Here is a 20,729-nt window from a genome sequence, read left to right on the forward strand (position 1 = left end):
TTATTCTCCTTGGGTTGATTAGGTTCAGGCGAAGAGCGGAGCGGCTTCCGCGATGCGGGCCGCGGCCTTCGGCGAGATGCTCTCGAGCGTTGCCTTGAAGCGCTCGTGCACCATGCCGGAGCCGATGTAGGTCCAGCGTGCGGCCTGGTGCTGCTGCTCCTGAAGCGCCTCGCGGCTATCGAGCTTGCGGCCGATGACCTTCTCGAGCGCGTCGAGATTGAAGCTAGTCTGCATCTTCAATCCGTCGTCGAGGAAGGCGCCGATCTCGAAGAACTCGTCGATGACCCTGTCCATGTCGGCGGTGCGGCCTTCGGCGAGCGCGTCCACGATCAACGTGTCGAGCTTCGCGTGCTGGGCTTCTTCCATCCAGTGGAACTTCATCAGGCTCTTAAAGAGCGGATCGAGGTCCTGATCGTCGCGGATGCTGCCCAGGTAATGGGCCTGCGTCATCCATTCGATCATCAGGATCACCAGCCCGACCGCGAGCGGATCGTGGCGGAGAATTTCCCTGCCGATTGCTTCGGATGGTCCGATCACCTGGCACTCGACAGGGAAACCCCGAACAAACGCCGTATGGTAGCGCTTGAACAAGTGGATGTGCTTGGCCTCCTCGCCGGCGAAGTTGAGAAGGGCACGGACGAGCCAGTCGTCATCCATCAGATGCGGCCGGGCATGATCGAGCACGAACGGGAGAAGGAACTCCTCGACGATGCCGAAAATGCTCAGGTACTGGTGCGCCGAAATCTGGTTCAGCAGGCGCTGCTCGAACGGGTTCAGGCCTTCGACATTCGCAGTTCGCGCCAGGCTTTCCGGCATGAAGTTGCGGCTGAAGTCGAGTTCCTGGTCCGTCCGAAGAACGTCGTCGAGCTGCCACTGCGCCTTAAGTGAGGACGCGAGCGTCGTCTCGTAATTGAAGTTGTGATACATCTTCATTTCCCTTCGGGTGAAGTCTTAGGCGTGGATCGCAGGAAGAACCGCTGTCGCAACAGCAGACATTCCGGAGACAACCGCGAAGAATAGAACAACTATTGTCCGCGAACGTACGTCGTTATTCATTTCAATTCCCCTTGGTATTAGGCACATGAGGTCCCGACTTCGGAAGCGGTGCTTTCCGAATCTTCGAATTTCCTCTAACTCGATGGCCAGCTCTCTACGTGAGGGGGCGGATTGCTAAAATGACCGGCTTGCCGGATAACTTGATCGAAACGCCGCATACGTATGCGCAGCGAGGCTGCTCATGGATGTTTTGTCGGACATTCTAGGGTCGCTGCGCCTCAGCGGAGGCGTGGTGGTCGATGGGGAGTTCAGCGGGGATTTCTGCGTCGCCGCAGAATTCACGCCCGGGCACTTCACGCCGTTCTTCCCGGTTCCCGACAAGCTCGTCAGCTATCACTATGTCCGCTCGGGCAAGCTGATCGTCGAGCTGGACGGGATGGCCCCGGTGACCCTGGAAGCGGGTTCGATCGCGATCCTGCCGCGGAACGACCCGCACCGTCTGGCCAGCCGCTCCGGCATCCCGCCGGCCAATCCCAACGACATCAGCCGGGTCACGGCTGAGGGCGTTCACCGGGTCACGACCGGAACCGACGGGGAGAAGGCGGAAGTCTGGTGCGGCTTCCTCGAAACGGCGAACACCAGCGATCATCCGATCCTCGACGCGCTTCCTCCTCTGCTGACGCTGAAGGTCGTGGGTGGGGAGGCTGAGTGGCTCGACACGTCGATGCGCTTCCTGGCCGAGCAGAATCCGTCCTCCGAGGTCGTCGCAAAGCTGGCCGAGCTGTTCCTGACCCAGGCGGTCCGGGAATATGTCGAGCATCTTCCCGCGGGGGCCAGCGGTTGGCTGCGCGGGCTGACGGACCCGGCGGTGACCAAGGCCCTGTCGATCATCCATAGCCGCTACGCCGAGGACATCGACGTTGAGACTCTCGCGCGCGAGGCAGGGGTTTCGCGAACTGTCCTTGGCGAGAAGTTCACCGAGCTCATCGGCGAGCCGCCGATGCGGTACTGCGCCCAATGGCGCATGCGCGTTGCGGCGAACATGCTTCGCGACGGCAAGCAGAATGCCGCGAACGTGGCCTATGCGGTCGGCTTCAATTCGGAGGCGGCGTTCACGCGCGCGTTCAAGCGCGAGTATGGCGAGCCGCCCGCCACGTGGCGGCGGAGGATGGAGGAAGAGGCGAAGGAGCGCGCCGAACGTGCCGCCGGCGGACTTCCCGAGCAGATCGTTCGCTATTGCACGGCCAAGGATGGGACTCGGCTGGCCTTCTCTGCGGTCGGCGATGGGCCGCCGCTGGTGAAGGCGGCGAACTGGCTCAATCACCTTGAGCATGACTGGAAGAGCCCGGTGTGGCGGCACTGGCTTCACGAGCTGACGACCGGCCACACACTCATCCGTTACGACGAGCGGGCCAACGGCATGTCCGACTGGGACACGCCGGAGATCTCGTTCGAGGCCTTCGTCGACGATCTGGAATGCGTGATCGATTGCGCGGGGGTCGAGAAGTTCGACCTGCTCGGCATCAGCCAGGGCGCGTCGGTGGCCATCGCCTATGCTGTCCGCCATCCCGACCGAGTGCGGAAGCTGCTGATCTGCGGCGGCTATGCCGCGGGCTGGGCGACGCGCGGTGACGCGGAGGAGATTGCGCGGCGCGAGGCGCTGATCACGCTGACCGAAACGGGATGGGGGGCCGACCATCCGACCTACCGCCAGATCTTCACCAACCTCTACATTCCCGACGGCAGCCGCGAGCAGGTCGACTGGTGGAACGAGATGCAGAAGGTGAGCTGCTCGCCCGCCAATGCCGTCAAGCTCCAGCGTGCGCTGTCGCTGATCGACGTCCGCGACCTGCTTCCAAAGGTCAGCGTGCCGACGCTCATCTTCCATTCGAAGGACGACCAGGTGGTGCCGTTCGCGGCTGGGGAAAATCTGGCGAAGCACATTCCGGGCGCGACCTTCGTCCCGCTTGAGGGCGACAACCACATCATCCTGGAGAAGGAAGCCGCCTGGCAGCACTTCACGCGCGTGTCCCGCGAGTTTCTGAACTCCGGCGACTGGGAAGCATCGGCGCCGGCGATCGCGACCCGGACGCGCTCGGAAGATGAATTCGACACGTGCAACGGGCCGGACGGCGCCCGCATCGCCTACGCGACGAACGGGTCAGGCTTCCCGATCGTCAAGGCGCCGAACTGGATGACTCACCTGAAGCACGACTGGACGAGCCCGGTATACGGTCACTGGTACGAGTTCGCCGTTCAGCTCGGGAAGCTAATCCGAATGGACTTGCGCGGGTTCGGCCTTTCCGACTGGGACACGCCGAGCTTCACGTTCGACGACATGGTCGGGGACATGGAGGTCGTGCTCGACCACGCGCAGCTCGAGAGGTTCGACCTGGTTGCGGTTTCGCACGGTTGCGCGTTCGCGATGGCCTATGCGGCGCGGCATCCTGAACGGGTGCGCAAGCTCGTGCTGGTCAACAGCTTCGCCGCGGGCTGGCGCGTGCGCGCGGATCCTCAGGAGATCGCGTTTCGGGAGTCATTGCTGGAGATGAACCGCCAGCGGCCGTCCTTCCGGCGCAGCCTGCTCGGAGAGATGTTCATCACGCTCTACTTCCCGTCCGCGAGCGACGAGCTGATCGCCTGGCATAACGAGCATTTCCAGACGCTCGGGCCGGTGCCGAACATGGAGAAGATGATCCAGCTCGCCTCGATGATCGACGTCCGCGACGAGCTACCCAAGATCAAGGCGGAGACGCTGATCTTTCACGCCGACAAGGACGGCAACGCGCCGGTCCATGTCGGCCGGCAGGTCGCCGAGGCGATCGCGGGCGCGCGCTTCATCGAGCTCGACAGCGCGAACCACGTGCTGCTGGGCGACGAACCCGCCTGGCGCCAGTTCACGCGCCAGGCTAGGGCGTTTTTGCGGGGTTAACGAACCCGGGGACCGCCGAACGGAAGTGGCGGGGGCGGACGCCGATCGCGGCGCGGAAGCTGCGCCTGGTAGGCGACGCCGCAATGCTGCACGCAGTACGGGAAGCCCGGGTTCGACGGAGCGCCGCAGAAATGGAAGTCGGGCTCGCCCGGATGGCCCATCGGCCACTTGCAGATGCGGTCGTTGAGTTCGAGCAGGCTCGTCTTGTCGGCGACCTCGGGACTCGGCTTGGCCGGAACGAGGCGGCGCGGCGGAGCCGGCGGGATCGGCGCCTGCTGGTCGCCCGGACCCTGGCGGACGAAACCGCCCGGACCGATCGAGCGATATTGCAGGTCGGGATTGGCGGGACGCTGCGGCGAACGCGTCGGAGCCGCTGCCGCGGGAGCGGGCGCGGCCTGCTCGGGGGCAGGAGCGGGCGCTGCGGCGCGCGGGGCCGGGCGCTCGACCTTCTCGGCCTTGGGCGCGGGAGCGGCGGCGGCCGGAACCGGCTTTTCCTTTTCCTCACCCGGCTTCACCGGCGAGGGACGCGCTTCGAGACCGAGGCGGTGCGCCTTGCCGATCACTGCGTTACGGCTCACGCCACCAAGTTCATCGGCAATCTGGCTGGCCGTCGATCCTTCAGTCCACATCGCCTTCAGGCGTTCGATCCGCTCTTCCGTCCAGGACATCTAACTTGCTTCTCCAATATCGCTCGTCTTGCGGGGGATGACGCCAACCGATAGGCGCACCCGCGTGAACAGTTCGAGCGAGCAATCTCCAATCTGGGTTCAAACACCGCCAGGAGAGCCGGTATTGCACGGCGTCAACTGGGGCGGGCTCAAGACCCTTTATATCAAGGAGGTGCGCCGGTTCTTCAAGGTGCAGATGCAGACGGTGTGGGCTCCGGCCATTACCACCCTTCTGTACCTCGCCATTTTCACCGTCGCACTGGGTCGTGGCGGCAAGACGGTGATGGGGATTCACTTCGCCGATTTCATCGCGCCGGGCCTGATTGTCATGGCGATGATCCAGAACGCCTTCGCCAATTCGAGCTTCTCGCTGCTGGTCGGCAAGATGCAGGGCAATATCGTCGACTATCTGATGCCGCCGCTTTCGACGGGCGAGCTGATCGCGGGTTTGGTGGGGGCCGCGGTGACTCGTGCTTTCCTCGTCGGCTTCGCAGTCTGGCTTGCGATGTTCCTGTGGCCGGGCGTGTCGGTCGCAGTCCGGCATCCTCAGTGGGCGCTATGGTTCGGCCTGATGGGCGCGCTGATGCTGAGCTTCATGGGGCTGCTGACCTCGCTGTGGGCCGACAAGTTCGACCATGCCGCGGCGGTCACGAACTTCGTGGTGACGCCTTTGTCGCTGCTGTCGGGCACCTTCTATTCGGTGCACCAGCTGGCGCCCGCCTTTCAGAAGGTGAGCCACGCCAACCCCTTCTTCTACGTGATCAGCGGGTTCCGGTACGGCTTCCTGGGCGTGAGCGATTCGCCTGTGCTCATCGGCGCGCTCGTCCTTTTCTTGCTGAACATCGTCCTATGGGCGACCTGCTACACGCTGCTAAAACGTGGCTGGAAGATCAAGCAGTAGCCTTTTCAGCCACTTAGCCCGTTAAGCTAATTGAACGCCGGATAACGAGCGCGTTCAGGGTCCAAATATCCGCTGTCCTCCACAAGATGCGCATCAACCCGCTCGAAGGAGAGCAAGTGATGCGTAAGGTTCTGATTTCCGCCGCCGCCGCAGTTTCGGTCCTGGCGTTTGCGGCTCCCGCCGCCGCCCAGTGGGCGCCTGCGCCGCAGTATGGCTACGGCTACAACAACAACTACGGCGGCGTCCGCAGCCTGCAGGTTCGCGTGAACCAGCTGCAGCGCCAGATCGATCGGCTCGCACAGCGCCGAGCGATCAGCCGGGACGAGTACAACGGTCTCCAGCATGACGCGCGTAACGTCGAGCGCCGTCTCGCCGATCGCAGCCGCAACGGCCTCAACCGGCGCGAGTACGCCGAGATCCAGGGACGCATCGCGCGCCTGGAGCAGCGCATCTCGCACGAGGTGAACGACGGCCGCCGCTACGGCTATAACAACTACAACGGCTACAACAATAGCGGTTGGGTCGACCGGGACCGCGACGGCCGCAACGACCGTTACGAAGACGATCAGGGCTACCGCCACGACTAAGCGGAAACGCCAGGATCCATGAGAGGCGCGCCGGGGAAACTCGGCGCGCCTTTTCCTTTTCGGGCGCTCTGGCTATAGGTGCCGCGGCTGCAACAGCCGTTCCAAACCACCACAGAAGGACTCGCCCGAGATGGCAATCACTCCGCTCATGCCCGTTTATCCGCGTTGCGAAGTGCGGCCGGTTCGAGGCGAGGGTGTCTATCTCTATGGTGAGAACGGTGAGAAGTACCTCGACTTTGCGTCGGGCATCGCGGTGAACCTGCTTGGCCACGGCCACGCGCACCTGACCCAGGCGATCCAGAAGCAGGCCGCGACGCTGATGCACGTGTCGAACCTGTACGGCAGCCCGCAGGGTGAGGCCTTCGCTCAGCGCCTGGTCGACCTGACCTTCGCCGACACGGTCTTCTTCACCAATTCGGGCGCCGAAGCGGTCGAATGTTCGATCAAAACGGCCCGCCGCTATCACCATGCGAAGGGCAATCCGCACAAGCACGACCTGATCACCTTTTCGAACGCCTTCCATGGGCGGACGATGGCGACCATCAGCGCGACCAATCAGGAAAAGCTGCGCGACGGCTTCGCGCCGCTCCTGCCGGGCTTCAAGGTCGTCGAGTTCGACAACCTCGACGCGGCGCTCGCCGCGGTCGACGAGAATACGGCCGGCTTCCTTCTCGAGCCGGTGCAGGGCGAAGGCGGCATCCGTCCGGCAAGCCACGAGTTCATCGCCGGCCTCCGCGCGGTCTGCGACGAGAATGACCTGATGCTGGTGTTCGACGAAGTGCAGTGCGGCGTCGCACGCACCGGCACGCTCTATGCCTATGAACAGTACGGCGTCGCGCCGGATATCATGGCGTCGGCCAAGGGCATCGGCGGCGGTTTCCCGCTGGGCGCCTGCCTCGCCACGGAGAAGGCGGCGAGCGGCATGGTCATCGGGACGCACGGTTCGACCTACGGCGGCAACCCGCTTGCGATGGCGGCCGGTCAGGCGGTGTTCGACGTGGTCGCGAACGACGAGTTCCTCGCCAACGTCCGCCTGATGGGCGAGCGGCTGCGTTCGGCGCTGGAGCAGATGATCCCGAACCACGATCATCTTTTCGACAGCGTTCGCGGCATGGGCCTGATGCTCGGCGTCAAGATGAAGACCGACAGCCGCGCCTTCGTAAACTATCTGCGCACGCAGGGCCTGCTGACGGTCGCGGCCGGCGACAATGTCATGCGCGTGCTTCCGCCGCTGACGATCGACGAGGCCAACGTCCGCGAGTTCGTCGAGAGTCTGTCGGCCGCCGCCGCGCAATATGAGGTTCCGGCCGCCGCGGCCTGAGAGGTTGGAAGGCGGTCCGGCGGTTCCTATTTAGGCGCAATGCCAACAACCGGCCTGTCCATCGACGTCGCAATCGGCGTCACCATCCCCGCGCGCGATGCGCGTGGTCGCGCCACCCGTATCGGCCCGGTGCTCGACGAGATCCTGTCGGCGCACCAATATCCGCCCGTCATCGAGCGGCTGCTCGCCGAGGCGCTGACTCTGACCGCGCTCCTGGGGACCCTCCTGAAGGACCCAGAGGGGCAGATGACGCTCCAGGCGCAGACCGAGAATGGTGCGATCGACCTGCTCGTCTGCGACTATCTGAACGGCGAGCTTCGCGGCTACGTCCGGCACGACCCTGCACGCCTTGCGGACGTCGGGCCGAGCCCCTCGCTCTTCGCCTTGTTCGGCAAGGGCTATCTGGCGATCACCTTCGACCAGCCGCTGACCGACGAGCGCTACCAGGGCATCGTCCCGCTGGAGGGAGATAGCCTCGCCCAGGCCGCGCAAAGCTACTTCGCGCAGTCGGAGCAGATCCCGAGCCTTGTCCGCCTGGCCGCCGAGAAGCGCGACGGCCGCTGGACCGCCGGCGGACTGTTGTTCCAGCACCTGCCTGAAGGCGAAGAGGGCCGTGAGCGGCTGCACACGCAGCTCGATCATCCCGACTGGCCTCACGTCGCGATCCTTGCGGGGTCGGTGAAGCCGGAAGAGCTCACGAACCCGGAGCTACCACTCGACGAGCTGATCTGGCGCCTCTTCCATGAGGAAGCGGAGGTCCGCACCTTCACGCCCGTTCACCTCAAGCGCGGCTGCCGCTGCGACCCGGCCTATGTCCGCTCAGTGATCGCACGATTCCCGGAGGAGGAGCGCGAGGCGATGGTGGGTCCGGATGGATTCATCACCGTGGACTGCGCCTTTTGCTCGACGAGCTTTCCGATCACTCTGGAGGAAGTGTCTTAGGACGCCCAAAGTGATTACGTCCGTTAACAATTTTGTGGTAAGCGGGCACGATGAGCCGAGTTGCTAGAGCGATAACCGGAGTGGCGGGCGGCATCGTGATGCTGCTCGGCCTGACGGCTGCAATGCATCCGGCAGTCCTCGTCCAGGCCGGTCCCGGCCTTTGGGAGATCGTGGGCGGCCCGCAGGGCGGCCGGCCGAAGATCTGCGTCGCCAATCCACTGGTGCTCGCGCAGCTCGAGCACCGCACGGGCAATTGCAAGCGTGACGTGGTTCGCGATGCGCCGACCTCGGCGGAGATCAGCTACACGTGTGCCGGCGGCGGCTTCGGCACGACGACGATCGAGCAGATCACGCCGCGTGCGCTGCGCATCGAGACGCAGGGCATTTCCGACAATGCGCCGTTCCACTACACGATTCAGGCACGAAAAGTCGGAAATTGCTGAGAAAAGTCTCGGCTCATTAAGCAAGGGTTTAACCAATAGAGGCTAGGAAGGGCTCGTGCCGGACTTGGCACGCTTTCCTCCCAAACGGGTTTGACCCGGAACTGGGCCGCCTTCCTCCGGGACGGCGGCCCTTCTTTCTTTGGCGTCCCGTCGCGCCTAGATGCGCGCCGATGGCTGAACAGGCTCAACAGAAGAAGGCGGTCGTCCTCCTGTCCGGGGGACTGGATTCCATGGTTTGCGCCGCGCTGGCGAAGGAGCAGGGATTCGAGGTTCTCGCGCTGACGATCGACTACAACCAGCGTCACCGCGTGGAGCTGGAGGCGGCGCGTCGGATCGCGGAACGCATGGGTATCCGCCACATCGTCCTGCCGCTCGACTTGCGGGCCTTCGGCGGATCGGCGCTGACCAGCGCCGCCGCCGTGCCGAAGGACGGCGTTCAGCCCGGAATTCCGATCACCTATGTGCCCGCGCGCAACCTCGTCTTCCTGAGCCTTGCCTTGGCGTGGGCAGAGGCGGAGGGATCGAGCGACCTCTTCATCGGCGTGAATGCGCTCGATTATTCCGGCTATCCCGATTGCCGCCCCGAGTTCGTCAGCGGCTTCGAGAAGCTCGCTCGGCTGGCTACGAAAGCCGGGAGCGAAGGCGGCGAGATTACCATCCATGCGCCGTTGCAGCACATGACCAAGGCGGACATCGCGCGGGAGGCGCAGCGTCTCGGCCTCGACGCTGGCCAGAGCCATAGCTGCTACGATCCCGACCCTCAGGGCCGCGCATGCGGCGAATGCGACGCCTGCCGCCTGCGCGCCAAGGGCTTCGCGGACGCCGGCATCAAGGATCCAACGGTCTACGCATGACCTACGCCGTCAAGGAATGCTTTCTCACGCTGCAGGGCGAGGGCGTGCAGAGCGGCCGTCGCGCGGTGTTCCTGCGCTTTGCCGGTTGCAATCTCTGGTCGGGACGGGAGCAGGATCGGGAGAGCGCGCAGTGCACGTTCTGCGACACCGATTTCGTGGGCACCGACGGCGAGGGGGGCGGCAAGTTCGCCCGTGCGGAAGCGCTCGCCGATCATGTGCGGGACGTCTGGGGCAGGGGCTGCGACGACCGCCTCGTCGTGATTACGGGCGGAGAGCCGATGCTGCAGCTCGACCGGCCGCTCCTCGATGCGCTGCATGAGCAGGGCTTCCGGGTCGCGGTGGAGAGCAATGGCACCCTTCCGGCGACCGAAGGCATCGACTGGCTGTGCATCAGTCCAAAGGCAGGCACCGACGTCGTTCAGCGGAGCGGCGACGAGCTCAAGCTGGTCTGGCCGCAGCCCGGCGTCGACCTCGACGCGCTGGAGGGCTGGGACTTTCGCAACTTCCTGATCCAGCCGTTGGATTGCGAGGCGCGGGAAGAGGCGCTCGACGCGGCGATTCGGCTGGTGATGGAGCGGCCCCAGTGGCGCCTGTCCTTGCAGACGCACAAGCTTCTAGGGCTTCCCTAGGTATAAAAAAGAGGCTGCCGAGCGAACCCGGCAGCCTCTTGAAATCCAACACTCCCGAAGGAGTGCAGAAGACTTACTGAGCGTTCGTCGCCGCAGCGTTCGCAGCGTCGGCTGCGCTGTTGGCGGCGTCGGCGGCGCTGTTGGCAGCGTCCGCAGCATTCATGCTCATGTTCGCGTCCATGGTCGCATTGGCGTCCGTGTTCGCAGTCGCGTCGAGACCGGTGGTGTCGTTCACCATCAGGTTGTCGGTCGCGAGGTTGTCGACGTTCATCGTGTTGTCAGCGGATTCGTTGCTGCTGCAAGCAGAAACCGCCAGGGCCGCACCAGCGACCAGGATAAGAGCACGCATTCAAAACTCCCTAATTATCCGATCTGAGAGCGGGGGATGCCCACGCGCAAATCGCGGGCACAATAGTCTGAAGCGCTCGCCACCATCAAGAGACTTTGCAGGCGCTCCGCAAGGTGCTGAGAAAGCTGTCAAAATTGGCTTTGAGAGCGGAATCCACGCGCGTCATCGACGCCGGCTTCCCAAGAGCGGACAGGCTCGTGACGCCGAAATCGCTGATGCCGCACGGCACGATCCCGCCGAAGTGCGACAGGTCGGGATCCACGTTGATCGCGAAGCCGTGGAGAGTCACCCAGCGCTTCACGCGAATGCCCAAAGCGCCGATTTTCGCTTCGGTCGGGCCTTCGCCGACCCAGATGCCGATGCGCCCCTCGGCGCGGTGCGCGTCGACGCCCAGGTCTGTCAGCGTCGCGATGATCCAGCCTTCGAGCGAATGAACAAGGCAGCGGACGTCGCGGCCCCGCTTGTCGAGGTCTAGCATCAGATATCCGACCCGCTGCCCCGGCCCGTGATAGGTGTAGCGGCCGCCGCGGCCTGCCTCGAAAACGGGAAAGCCGAGGGGATTGAACAGCTCCGCGGGGTCCGCGCTCGTCCCCGCAGTGAACAAGGGCGGGTGCTCGAGCAGCCAGACGCATTCGGAGGCCGTGCCGGCGCGAATGTCCGCGGCGCGCTTCTCCATGAAGGCATGCGCCTCCTCATAGGGGACGAGCCTGTCGCTAACGCGCCATTCGATGTCCGCCGTCTCCGTCACGCTTGCGCAGATGGCCCCGCAGCGAACTCTGGGCAAGCGTTGCAAGTGCCCGTTCGGCCACGCATAACGTCCGCGTTCAACTGGAGGGGCCCATTGTGGCAAGCACGTTTTCGATCTCGCGCGCATGGGACGAGACCCGGGACATCTTTCGCCGCGACGGCGGATTGTATGTCGCCGTTGCGCTCGCCATGATCGTCCTTCCCGAAGTCGCCGTCGGCGTCATTGCGCCCGATCCGGGGAACACGCCGTCGGGTGGCGTTCAGCTGCTCCGGCTGCTCGCGGGACTGATCGCGCTGATCGGGCAGCTCTCGATCATCCGGCTCGCGATCGGCCCGTCGACCACCGTCGGCGATGCCATCCGTCACGGCGCCCGCCGCTTTCCGTCGGCGCTCGGCGCCATCATCCTCCTTGTGATCGCGATGATGCTGGTCACCATCCCGTTGGTGCTCGTTCTGGCGCCGCTGCTCGGTGCCGACATAGCGCATATGACCGCGCAGCCGAAGGGACCCGAAGCGACGCTGATCCTCATAGTGCTGCTGATCATCATCGCGATTTCCGTCCGCTTCACATTGCTGTCGCCGGTTTCCAGCGCAGAGGAGATCGGCCCGATCGCCATTCTGAAGCGGAGCTGGAACCTGACGACCGGACGCTACTGGCGCCTTGCCGGCTTCGTTGGCCTCCTGCTGATTGCGGCGATCTTCCTGCTGTTCACGGCGGGGATCATCGGCGGCCTGCTGGCGAAGATGGTCAGCCCGAACATCGAGCCTTTCTCCATCGGCGCGCTCATCCTCTCGCTCGTCGCAGGCGCGGCGCAGGGCATTTTCTCGGTGATGGCGGCGCTGATGCTGGCGCGCGTCTACGCTCAGGTCGCGGGGCGCGATGCCGAGGCGAGCGTTCCGAGCAGCGGCACCTGAGGCGCGCAGTCCCTCGGCAGGAAGCCTAGAAGGCGCGGGTCGGGGAAGCGTTCGATCGCGCGTCGATAGGGCGTGAAGCCCGCGCGCCGGTAAGCTGACAGGGCCGCAGGATGGTCGAGCGAGCAGGTGTGCACGTGCACGCGCTTGATGCCGTCGCGCCAGGCCAGGCGTAGCGCTTGGGCAAGTAGCCAGCGGCCGTGTCCCTGACCTGACAGCTCGGGCGCCAAGCCGACAAATGCCAGTTCGCACTGGCCGGTCTCGCGAAAGTCCAGCTCGAGCATGCCAACGTCGCGACCGTCCTGCTCGACGACATAGAGCTCGACCTTCGGATCGCGGATGATAGCCGCAAGTTCCTGGTCGCTCATGATCAGGCGCGAGAACCACAGCCAGCGTGAGCCGATCAGCCGGAACAGTTCGCGATAGGCGTCGGGGTCGGGCTCTTCGGTCCGTCGCAGTGACAATAGGGACGGCGGCACCGCGCCCGAAGGCGGCTCGTGCATTTCAAGGAAGGTGACGACCGCCGCGAGGTCACTGTCGGCAACGGGATCGTAGCTCATTTCCAGGCGGCCAGCGGCGGGAGGCTCATCAGGATGGCGTCGATGTTGCCGCCGGTCTTCAGGCCGAACAGAGTGCCGCGATCGTAGAGCAGGTTGAACTCGACGTAACGGCCGCGGAACTCGAGCAGGCGCTGCCGATCCTCCTCGCCGAACGGCGCGTCGCGCCGCTGGCGGACGATCTTGGGGAAGATGTCGAGAAAGGCCTCGCCGACGTCACGCGTGAAGGCGAAATTGGCGTCGAAGGTCGGTCCTTCGCCCGGTTCGAAGCAGTCGAGATGATCGTAGAAGATGCCGCCGACCCCGCGCGGAACGCCGCGGTGCGGGATGAAGAAGTAATCGTCCGCCCACTTCGAAAAGCGCGGGTAGAAGGTCGGATCGTGGGCCGCGCAGGCCGCGCGCAGGCGGGCGTGGAAGGCTTCGGTGTCCTCTTCGTTCGGAATGGCCGGATTGAGATCGGCGCCGCCGCCGAACCAGCGCTTGGTCGTGGTCAGGAAGCGCGTGTTCATGTGCACCGCCGGCACATGCGGGTTGGCCATGTGAGCGACGAGGCTAATGCCGGTCGCGAAGAAGTTCGGGTTTTCCTCGGCCCCCGGGATGCTCTTGGCGAACTCAGGCGAGAAGGTGCCGCCGACGGTGGAGACGTTCACGCCCACCTTCTCGAAGACCTTGCCGGTCATCTGTCCGCGCACCCCGCCACCGCCGGGATCGCCGGAATGATCCGTGCGATCCCAAGGCGTGTAGACCAAAGCCGCGTCGCTACCGGCCTCGCGCTCGATTGTCTCGAACTCGGCGCAGATGCGGTCGCGGAGGGATTCGAACCAGTCGCGGGCGGCTTGCTGTTGTTCGTCGAGCGGAAGCATGGCGGCCCTTTAGTCGGACTGCCGCGCGATTGTCAGCGTGTTGTTGGTGGCGCTGGCGCGATGAGCTACAACATCCTGGTCGCAACGCATCGCAAAGGGGACGGCGATGTTGATTGCCCTGCTGGTGCCGCTGGTTCTTGCTAGCCTTGCTTTCGCGTTTATCCTGTTCAGAGCCGCTCTTTCGCGGAACGCCGCGCCCAGCCGCGAAGGACTGGTGCTTGGGGCGATCACCAATTTCTTCGATACGCTCGGTATCGGATCGTTCGCGCCGACGATGGCCTGGTTCAAATTCCGCAAGCTGGTGCCGGATCGGTTGATCCCGCCGACGATGCTCGTTGGCCACTCGCTGCCGACTATGGTTCAGGCAGTCATCTACCTGTTCATTCTGGGGGTACTGGTCGATCCAGTGCTACTGGTCGGCTGCATGATCGCGCTGCTGATGGGCGGGCTCATCGGCGCGCCCATGGTCGCGAGGACCAAGGTCTGGATGATACAGGCGGCGGTCGCCGTTGCCCTCCTGCTCGCCGCCGTCCTGTACGTCATGACCAATCTGCACATGATGCCTGGCGGCGGTACCTCTTCGAGCTTGCCGATGAACCTGACGGTCGTCGCGATCGTCGGCAATTTCGTCTTCGGCATCCTGCTCAACTTCGGGGTTGGACATTATGCGCCGAGCCTCGTCATGCTCAGTTTGATGGGCCTGGACCCCAAACTGTGCTTCCCGATCATGGCGGGCGGTGGGGCTCTCACCGTTGCCGGGGCGGGTGTTCGACACATCGGCCTCGGCCAGATCGACGTGCGCATTGCGCTGGGAATGGCGCTGGGCGGTATCCCCGCAGTCTTGCTTGCGGCCTTCATCGTCAAGAGCATGCCGCTCGAGGCGCTTCGCTGGCTGGTGATCGTGGTCGTCCTATACGCGGCGGCGGTCATGAGCCGCGCCGCGATAGTGGGGCGCCGCGAACACATCGCAGAGGGTGCGACCGCTACGGTCACCATCTGACCGATTCCGCCCCTTGGCAGCCCTGAAACGCCCCGCTATCAGGCCCGCCAATCGCCTTGGAGGTCCTCTCGGGCGACTTCGTTATGTGCCCTTCCGGCACTAGCAGCACATTGCGTCACAAGGGGAAGCATGGCCACGCTGGAACAATCCGCAAAGGGTTCGGACCCGGCTGAATCGGAAGGCGGCGTCCGCCGTCGCGATTTCTTGAACGTTGCGGCAGTCAGCTTCGCCGGCGTCGGCGTAGTTGCGGTCGCTCTTCCGCTGATCCAGCAGATGAGCCCGCCGGCCGACGTTCTCGCGCTCGCATCGACCGAGGTCGACATTTCCAAGATCGCCGCGGGTCAGGCGATCAAGACCGTGTGGCGCAAGCAGCCGGTGTTCATCCGCAACCTGACGCCGGACGAGATCAAGGCCGCGAACTCGGTCCCTCTGTCCGAGCTTCGCGATCCTCAGACGCTGGCGCAGCGGACGAAGCCGGGCAAGGCGAACTGGCTGATCACGCTCGGCGTTTGCACCCACCTCGGCTGCGTTCCGCTCGGAACCGGCGAGGGTGAGAACCGGGGTCCGTTCGGCGGCTATTTCTGCCCGTGCCACGGTTCGGCCTACGACACCGCCGCGCGTATCCGGCAGGGGCCGGCACCCAAGAACCTTGTGGTGCCTGACTATGAATTCGTTTCCGACACGACCGTGCGGATCGGCTGAGGGGAAAGAGCCGTAAGATGAGCTTTGCCTGGGCAAGACCCTACGAACCAAAAGCGCCGATCATGCGTTGGCTCGACGAGCGCCTGCCGCTTCCGCGGCTGGTCTATGGTGCGATCGGGGGCGGTTATCCGGTTCCACGCAACCTGAACTATTGGTGGAACTTCGGCGTCCTCGCCGGCATCTTCCTGATGGTCCAGATCGTCACCGGCATCGTGCTGGCGATGTGGTACTATTCGTCCGCGGACGGCGCGTTCAACTCGGTCGAGCACATCATGCGCGACGTGAACGCCGGCTGGGCGATCCGCTACGCGCACATGAACGGCGCGAGCTTCTTCTTCATCGTCACCTACATCCACATCTTCCGCGGCCTCTATTACGGATCGTACAAGGCGCCGCGCGAACTCGTGTGGATGCTGGGCCTCGTCATCTATTTGCTGATGATGGCCACGGCCTTCATGGGCTACGTCCTTCCCTGGGGCCAGATGAGCTACTGGGGTGCGCAGGTCATCACCGGGTTCTTCTCGGCATTCCCGCTGGTAGGTGAGCCGATCCGCGTGTGGCTGCTGGGCGGCTACGCGCCGGATCAGGCCGCGCTGACGCGCTTCTTCTCGCTGCACTATCTGCTGCCGTTCGTGATCGCGGCGGTCGTGATCCTGCACATCTGGGCGCTGCATATCCCGGGTTCGAACAACCCGACCGGCGTCGACGTGAAGGACGAGAAGGACACGCTGCCGTTCCATCCGTTCTACACGGCCAAGGACGGCTGGTTCGCAGCCGGGTTCGTCCTGCTCTACGCCTTGTTCGTCTACTTCGCGCCGAACTATCTGGGGCATCCCGACAATTACATTCCGGCCAATCCGCTGGCGACGCCTGCGCATATCGTTCCCGAATGGTATTTCTGGCCGTTCTACGCGATCCTGCGCGCCTTCACCGTGGACTTCATCCTGCCCGCGAAGCTGTGGGGCGTGGTGGCCATGTTCAGCTCGATCCTGCTGCTGTTCTTCCTGCCGTGGCTCGATCGTTCGCCGGTCCGTTCGGGATCCTACCGTCCGATCTTCAAACGCTTCTTCTGGCTGCTGGTCGCCGACGTGTTCGTTCTCGGCTGGTGCGGCGGCGCTCCTGCGACGCCGTTCTACGTCGCGCTGAGCCAGCTCGCGGCCGCGTATTATTTCGCGCACTTCCTCATCATCCTGCCGCTCATTTCGAAGTTCGAGACGACGCTTCCGCTTCCGGATTCGATCAGCTCTTCGCGGCTGCATGGAGAGAAGAAGGAAGCTGCACCGGTAGGCGCTCCGGCGCACTCGACGACGATTGCCGGGTAAGGGGGATCAATGCTGTTGCGCTCCATCAAGTATCTCGTCGGCGCTGCATTCGCCGGCGTCCTGCTGATCTCCTTCTTCGTCGGGGTCTCGAACTATCTGAGCAGCCCTCCGGCCCCGACGGCGGAGGAAGAGTTCCACAAGCATCCGAAGCATCTGGCACTCGCCAGTGACGGACCGCTCGGGCGTTTCGATCGCCAGCAGCTTCAGCGCGGCTTCCAGGTCTACAAGGAAGTCTGCTCGGCGTGCCATAGCCTGAGCCTGGTGGCGTTCCACGACCTGGAAGCGCTCGGCTATAGCGAGGCCGAAGTGAAGGCCATCGCCAACCAGTGGCAGACCGAAGTTCCTTCGGTGAACCCGGAAACGGGTGAGCCGGCGACCCGCAAGGCCCTGTCGAGCGACCGCTTCCCGGCTCCGTATGCGAACGAAGTTGCCGCGCGCGCTGCCAACAACAACGCGCTTCCGCCTGACCTGTCCCTGATGACCAAGGCGCGTCATGACGGCGGTGCGTACGTCTACTCGCTGCTGACGGGCTTCCAGCCCCAGCCGGCCGAGCTGGTGAAGAAGTTCCCGTCCGCGAAGACGCCGAACGGGCTGCACTACAATCCGTATTTCGCGAACCTGAACCTCGCCATGCCGCCGCCGCTGACCAGCGAGGGCCAGGTCACCTACGCTCCGGGCAATCCGAAGCCGACGGTCGACCAGATGGCAAAGGACGTCTCGGCGTTCCTCGTGTGGACGGCCGAGCCCAAGCTCGAGCAGCGCCATGCAACGGGCATCGCCGTCTCCATCTTCCTGCTGTTCGCGACTATCCTCGGCTATCTCGCCTACCAGAACATCTGGCGGACGGAGAAGTCGGTCGTCCGCGAGACAGGCGTGCTCGACCCGAAGAACCAGGCCAAGACCGCGCGGGCGCGCGGCAAGGCGGGCATTCAGGGTTAATCCGAATATCGAACCCGCCTGCGCGACGAGTGTCGTTCAGGCGGGTTCGCTTCAAACCTCCGAGGGAAAACCAAATTCAGCACCTATTCACGTGCTGAAGCGTTCTTTGGTGCATAACTCCTAGTAATCCCGGAGAAACCTTATGCGCGTCCTCTCACTTCGCACCGCTGCGATAGCACTTGTGGCCGGCCTCGGCCTCGGCGGCTGCGCTTATGGACCTTACGGCGGTGTCGGCGTCGGTTACGGCAACGGTTATTACGGCAACAACGGCTATTATGATCCGTACTACGGCGGCGGCTACGGCTATTCGCCGTACGGTTACGGCGCGGGCTACGGCTACGGTTACGGCGACCCGTATTACGGCTGGAACAACGGCTTCTATTATCCGGGCACCGGCTACTACGTGTACGACCAGTATCGTCGTCCGCACCGTTGGAGCGACGACCAGCGCCGTTATTGGGAAAGTCGCCGCCAGCGCTACAACCGCGGCGACAGCTCGGTGAACCGCATCGTCCAGAACTGGGCGGACTTCCAGAACGGACCGAGTTCAACGAACACGGCTCGCCAGCAGGAAGTTATCCGTCAGCAGCAGATTCTGCGGGAACGCACCAACACCAATGGCACGTTCCGCGACCGCAACGTGAGCGTCCAGCAGCAAATCAATGCGGAGCGCGCTCGCGCCCGCTTCGATGCTCAGCAGGCTCGCTCGCAGGAGCGTTCGTCGGCGAAGGCGGAGCGTCGCGCGTCTCGCGAGGAGGTTCGTTCCGAACGTCGCGGCCTTCGCGTGCGCAACGCACGTGGAACCGAGAACGACTAAAGGGCAGGGGGCGTTCGCCGATGCGGCGGGCGCCCTTTGCTAATTCGGCCTGCGCCGGATCAGCACGATCGACGTGAACCGCATGACCGGGACGTCGTCCTGGTTTGTCACCGTCGTCTCCGTGCGGAACGATCCGATCTCCGGCTTCGAATTCGACGGCCGTTTCTCCACGATCTTGCCGCGCACGTGGAGCGTGTCGCCCGGATAGACCGGCTTCAGCCAGCGTAACTCGTCGATCCCCGGCGATCCCAGCCCCGCCTGCTCATCCTCGACCACATGGCGGGCGATGACGCCCATCACCATGGCGCAGGTATGCCAACCGCTTGCGGCGATGCGGCCGAAGTGCGTCTTTGCCGCTTCTTCGTCCGACAGGTGGAACGGCTGCGGATCGTACTTGCGCGCGAACTCGAGCACCTCCTCCCGCGTCACGCCGTAGGAGCCGAAATAGGTTTCCGCTCCAACCTCCAGGTCTTCGAAATATCGCATGGCGGCGGCATAGCGAGCGACATGGCTTGGCGCGAGTGCAAAGCCCGCGCTACGAAACGGCCGTGGCAACCGAAGCTCCGCTGGCCGGCCGATGGCATCCGCGTCTCATCGAGGCGGCGCGAGCCCTGCATGAGAACCGTTTCGACGTCGCCGAACGGATCCTGAAGCCGCATCTCAAGGAAGACCCGTTCGACGTCCGAGCCATCCGCATGCTCGCCGAACTGGCGGCGCGGCTGGGACGGCTGAAGGATTCCGAGACTCTTCTTCGCCGGGCGCTGGAGATTGATCCGAATTTCACGGCCGCACGTGCGAACCTCGCGATGGTGCTTGGGCGCCTTGGCCGGCCGGCCGAAGCGCTCGAGCTGATGGATGAGATATTCGAGGCGGAGCCGGACCGCGTCGGCCACCTCAACCTCAAGGCGGCGACGCTGGGACGGCTGGGAGACTTTGAGCAGGCGCTGACGCTTTACCGGCAGGTACTCGATCGTGCCCCAAACCAGCCGCGCGTGCTGATGAGCTACGGCCACATGCTGAAGACGGTCGGGCGGCTGGATGAATCGATCGAGGCTTATCGGAAATCGATCTCCATCAACCCGGCGCTGGGGGAGGCTTGGTGGAGCCTCGCCAACCTCAAGACGGTGCGTTTTGCCGAAGACGACATAGCCGCAATGGAGCAGGCGCTCGGGCGTCCGGATCTGAAGGACAGCGACCGCTTCCATCTGGAGTTCGCCCTCGGCAAGGCGCTCCACGACGTCGGACGGATCGACGACGCTTTTGCCCATTACGCCGCGGGCAACCGGCTCCGGCGCGAGTACCACCCGTTCAACGCCAGGCACCTTCGTGAAATGGTCGACCGCAGTATCGAACTGTTCACGGCGGAGCTGCTGAACAGTCCCGGCGGAAGCCCCGCCGCCGACCCGATCTTCATCGTCGGCATGCCGCGTGCGGGTTCCACCCTCGTCGAGCAGATTCTGTCGTCGCACAGCAAGGTCGAAGGTACGTCGGAGCTTCCCGACATGCCGGTGATCGCTCGCGGATCGGGGAAATATCCGGCGTCGGCGGCGGAGCTTGGCCCGCAAGGGCGCCGCGAGGCGGGCGAGGAATATCTGAAGCGGACGGCGGTGCAGCGCCGCACCGACCGGCCGTTCTTCATCGACAAGCTGCCGAACAACTGGATGTTCGCGCCGTTCATCCATCTTGTCCTTCCGAACGCGAAGATCGTGGATGCGCGGCGGCATCCGCTCGGCTGCTGCTTCTCGAACTTCCGCCAGCATTTCGCGCGGGGCCAGGACTTCACCTACGATCTCGATGATCTTGGCCGTTACTATGCCGATTACGTGCGGCTGATGGCGCACATGGACAGTGTTCTTCCGGGCCGAGTGCACCGCGTGATCTACGAGCGGATGGTGGACGATACCGAGGCCGAGATCCGGGCGCTGCTCGACTATTGCGGACTGGAGTTCGAGCCGGCGTGCTTGTCGTTTTACGAGACCGAGCGCGCCGTACGGACCCCAAGTTCGGAGCAGGTTCGCCGCCCCATCTACCGCGATGCGACCGAAGAGTGGCGCGCATACGAGGCGCATATGGACCCGTTGAAGCGCGCGCTGGGCCCCGTTCTCGACGCTTATCCGGGTGCACCGGTCGAATTTCTGTAGCGCCGCTGTCACAATCCACAGGGAAGTGACGGGTACGCAACGAGTGCCCGTTGACAAGTCGAAGCCGCTCTGCCGCGATGCAGTCATTCACGTCAAAGGGGGCTTTG

Annotated in this window: 22 protein-coding genes; 15 read left to right on the top strand and 7 right to left on the bottom strand. The window is 64.2% G+C overall.

What is annotated here, in order from left to right:
- Positions 1-24: 24 nt before the first annotated feature.
- On the bottom strand, positions 25-927 hold the full coding sequence (locus tag LZ016_RS02855; protein WP_241445725.1) for a diiron oxygenase: 903 nt from the start codon (positions 925-927) through the stop codon (positions 25-27).
- A 310-nt stretch (positions 928-1,237) separates the two neighbouring features.
- Here LZ016_RS02855 and LZ016_RS02860 point away from each other — a divergent pair, with 310 nt between their 5' ends.
- A complete protein-coding gene (locus LZ016_RS02860; protein ID WP_241445726.1) occupies positions 1,238-3,928 on the top strand; it encodes an alpha/beta fold hydrolase in 2,691 nt (896 codons plus the stop codon).
- On the opposite strand, the gene LZ016_RS02865 is transcribed toward LZ016_RS02860, so the two are convergent.
- Complete coding sequence (locus LZ016_RS02865) at positions 3,925-4,596, bottom strand: GcrA family cell cycle regulator (RefSeq protein ID WP_241445727.1); 672 nt, start codon at positions 4,594-4,596, stop codon at positions 3,925-3,927. The two genes, LZ016_RS02860 and LZ016_RS02865, sit on opposite strands and share 4 nt — an antisense overlap.
- A 64-nt stretch (positions 4,597-4,660) precedes the next feature.
- Between LZ016_RS02865 and LZ016_RS02870 the strand changes: the two genes are divergently transcribed.
- The 7 genes from LZ016_RS02870 (at position 4,661) to queE (ending at position 10,273) form a co-directional block, all read left to right on the top strand.
- On the top strand, positions 4,661-5,497 hold the full coding sequence (locus tag LZ016_RS02870; protein WP_436286338.1) for an ABC transporter permease: 837 nt from the start codon (positions 4,661-4,663) through the stop codon (positions 5,495-5,497).
- A 119-nt stretch (positions 5,498-5,616) separates the two neighbouring features.
- The gene (locus LZ016_RS02875) at positions 5,617-6,084 is read left to right on the top strand and encodes a hypothetical protein (RefSeq protein ID WP_241445729.1); all 468 of its coding nucleotides are present in this window, start codon (positions 5,617-5,619) and stop codon (positions 6,082-6,084) included.
- Positions 6,085-6,214: 130 nt separating this feature from the next.
- Positions 6,215-7,405, top strand: coding sequence for an aspartate aminotransferase family protein (locus LZ016_RS02880; RefSeq protein ID WP_241445730.1), 1,191 nt, complete (start codon positions 6,215-6,217; stop codon positions 7,403-7,405).
- Positions 7,406-7,444: 39 nt separating this feature from the next.
- Complete coding sequence (gene hslO / locus LZ016_RS02885) at positions 7,445-8,347, top strand: Hsp33 family molecular chaperone HslO (RefSeq protein WP_241445731.1); 903 nt, start codon at positions 7,445-7,447, stop codon at positions 8,345-8,347.
- A gap of 50 nt (positions 8,348-8,397) precedes the next feature.
- The gene (locus LZ016_RS02890) at positions 8,398-8,790 is read left to right on the top strand and encodes a DUF3617 domain-containing protein (RefSeq protein WP_241445732.1); all 393 of its coding nucleotides are present in this window, start codon (positions 8,398-8,400) and stop codon (positions 8,788-8,790) included.
- A gap of 170 nt (positions 8,791-8,960) precedes the next feature.
- A complete protein-coding gene (queC, locus tag LZ016_RS02895; RefSeq protein WP_241445733.1) occupies positions 8,961-9,644 on the top strand; it encodes a 7-cyano-7-deazaguanine synthase QueC in 684 nt (227 codons plus the stop codon).
- The gene (gene queE, locus LZ016_RS02900) at positions 9,641-10,273 is read left to right on the top strand and encodes a 7-carboxy-7-deazaguanine synthase (protein WP_241445734.1); all 633 of its coding nucleotides are present in this window, start codon (positions 9,641-9,643) and stop codon (positions 10,271-10,273) included. The genes queC and queE overlap by 4 nt, the downstream gene beginning before the upstream one ends.
- 73 nt (positions 10,274-10,346) lie before the next feature.
- Here queE and LZ016_RS02905 read toward each other — a convergent pair whose 3' ends face one another.
- Together LZ016_RS02905 and lipB are read right to left on the bottom strand one after the other, a co-directional pair.
- Entirely contained in the window at positions 10,347-10,622 is a 276-nt protein-coding gene (locus tag LZ016_RS02905; RefSeq protein ID WP_241445735.1) for a hypothetical protein, read from the bottom strand.
- 85 nt (positions 10,623-10,707) lie between these two features.
- A complete protein-coding gene (lipB, locus tag LZ016_RS02910; protein WP_241445736.1) occupies positions 10,708-11,370 on the bottom strand; it encodes a lipoyl(octanoyl) transferase LipB in 663 nt (220 codons plus the stop codon).
- 95 nt (positions 11,371-11,465) lie between these two features.
- Between lipB and LZ016_RS02915 the strand changes: the two genes are divergently transcribed.
- The gene (locus LZ016_RS02915; RefSeq protein ID WP_241445738.1) at positions 11,466-12,284 is read left to right on the top strand and encodes a hypothetical protein; all 819 of its coding nucleotides are present in this window, start codon (positions 11,466-11,468) and stop codon (positions 12,282-12,284) included.
- Here LZ016_RS02915 and LZ016_RS02920 read toward each other — a convergent pair.
- Together LZ016_RS02920 and hemF are read right to left on the bottom strand one after the other, a co-directional pair.
- On the bottom strand, positions 12,233-12,841 hold the full coding sequence (locus LZ016_RS02920) for a GNAT family N-acetyltransferase (protein WP_241445740.1): 609 nt from the start codon (positions 12,839-12,841) through the stop codon (positions 12,233-12,235). The two genes, LZ016_RS02915 and LZ016_RS02920, sit on opposite strands and share 52 nt — an antisense overlap.
- Entirely contained in the window at positions 12,838-13,701 is an 864-nt protein-coding gene (hemF, locus tag LZ016_RS02925) for an oxygen-dependent coproporphyrinogen oxidase (protein WP_241445742.1), read from the bottom strand. The genes LZ016_RS02920 and hemF overlap by 4 nt, the downstream gene beginning before the upstream one ends.
- A gap of 106 nt (positions 13,702-13,807) precedes the next feature.
- On the opposite strand from hemF, the gene LZ016_RS02930 reads away from it, so the two are divergent.
- From LZ016_RS02930 to LZ016_RS02950, 5 genes are all read left to right on the top strand, one after another.
- A complete protein-coding gene (locus LZ016_RS02930; RefSeq protein ID WP_241445744.1) occupies positions 13,808-14,701 on the top strand; it encodes a hypothetical protein in 894 nt (297 codons plus the stop codon).
- 129 nt (positions 14,702-14,830) lie between these two features.
- Entirely contained in the window at positions 14,831-15,403 is a 573-nt protein-coding gene (gene petA, locus LZ016_RS02935) for a ubiquinol-cytochrome c reductase iron-sulfur subunit (RefSeq protein WP_241445745.1), read from the top strand.
- A 17-nt stretch (positions 15,404-15,420) separates the two neighbouring features.
- The gene (locus tag LZ016_RS02940; RefSeq protein WP_241445747.1) at positions 15,421-16,725 is read left to right on the top strand and encodes a cytochrome b; all 1,305 of its coding nucleotides are present in this window, start codon (positions 15,421-15,423) and stop codon (positions 16,723-16,725) included.
- Positions 16,726-16,734: 9 nt separating this feature from the next.
- Complete coding sequence (locus LZ016_RS02945) at positions 16,735-17,664, top strand: cytochrome c1 (protein WP_436286339.1); 930 nt, start codon at positions 16,735-16,737, stop codon at positions 17,662-17,664.
- 142 nt (positions 17,665-17,806) lie between these two features.
- The gene (locus LZ016_RS02950) at positions 17,807-18,481 is read left to right on the top strand and encodes a hypothetical protein (RefSeq protein ID WP_241445749.1); all 675 of its coding nucleotides are present in this window, start codon (positions 17,807-17,809) and stop codon (positions 18,479-18,481) included.
- Positions 18,482-18,520: 39 nt separating this feature from the next.
- On the opposite strand, the gene LZ016_RS02955 is transcribed toward LZ016_RS02950, so the two are convergent.
- Positions 18,521-18,967 (bottom strand): MaoC family dehydratase, encoded by a 447-nt coding sequence (locus tag LZ016_RS02955; RefSeq protein WP_241445751.1) that lies wholly within the window; start codon positions 18,965-18,967, stop codon positions 18,521-18,523.
- 62 nt (positions 18,968-19,029) lie between these two features.
- On the opposite strand from LZ016_RS02955, the gene LZ016_RS02960 reads away from it, so the two are divergent.
- On the top strand, positions 19,030-20,622 hold the full coding sequence (locus tag LZ016_RS02960; RefSeq protein ID WP_241445752.1) for a tetratricopeptide repeat-containing sulfotransferase family protein: 1,593 nt from the start codon (positions 19,030-19,032) through the stop codon (positions 20,620-20,622).
- Positions 20,623-20,729: the final 107 nt, after the last annotated feature.

The sequence above is a fragment of the Sphingomonas telluris genome (assembly GCF_022568775.1).
Taxonomy (GTDB): Bacteria; Pseudomonadota; Alphaproteobacteria; order Sphingomonadales; family Sphingomonadaceae; genus Sphingomicrobium; species Sphingomicrobium telluris.